The sequence below is a fragment of the Vreelandella zhuhanensis genome (assembly GCF_009793355.1).
GTDB lineage: Bacteria > Pseudomonadota > Gammaproteobacteria > Pseudomonadales > Halomonadaceae > Vreelandella > Vreelandella zhuhanensis.
The window spans coordinates 1-523 of sequence record NZ_WTKP01000023.1; the positions used below are offsets into that span (position 1 = coordinate 1).

The 523-nt window shown below is 52.6% G+C and carries 1 protein-coding gene; it reads right to left on the reverse strand.

The window, feature by feature from the left end; translation table 11 throughout:
* Positions 1–7 precede the first annotated feature (7 nt).
* Positions 8–523, reverse strand: a 516-nt coding sequence (locus GPM19_RS15180) for an IS630 family transposase (protein ID WP_160419852.1), incomplete at its 5' end; no start/stop codon positions are given.

The following is a 523-nucleotide window of genomic DNA, read 5'->3' on the forward strand; positions in this document are numbered from 1 at the left end:
TAAGTGCCTATTCAAAATTAATCGTGTGATCAGTTCCGTAACCACCGAGCAGGCGATGTACCTCATCACATAGGCGATCAAACGAAAGATAGGCACTCAAGGGCAGCCAGGTGTACTTCATCTGCCGCCACAGGATCTCGATCAGGTTAAGCTCCGGTGAATAGGCTGACAGGTAGATCAGATGCACACGCTGTGACATCCAATCTATAATTTTGCGCCTGAATGCCTTGGAGCGATGCATGCTGGCATTATCGAGCACCACGACGGCGAAGGTGTCCGGGTCTTTCTGCGCCACAAGCTGGTCAAACGCTTCGATGACCGTTTCCGTTGTCACTGTCTCGGTTGTCGTGTGGTAGACCAGTTTTCCGGCTCGACTGAGGAAGCCCAGCACATTTAGCCTTCGGCTGTGGTAGCAGGCAGTTACCTCCCAGGGCTTGCCGATAGGACTCCACGCATATGGCACCGACGACGCTTGTGAAAAACCTGACTCATCAAAGTAGTAGAGCTCGTGCTCGCCTTGATC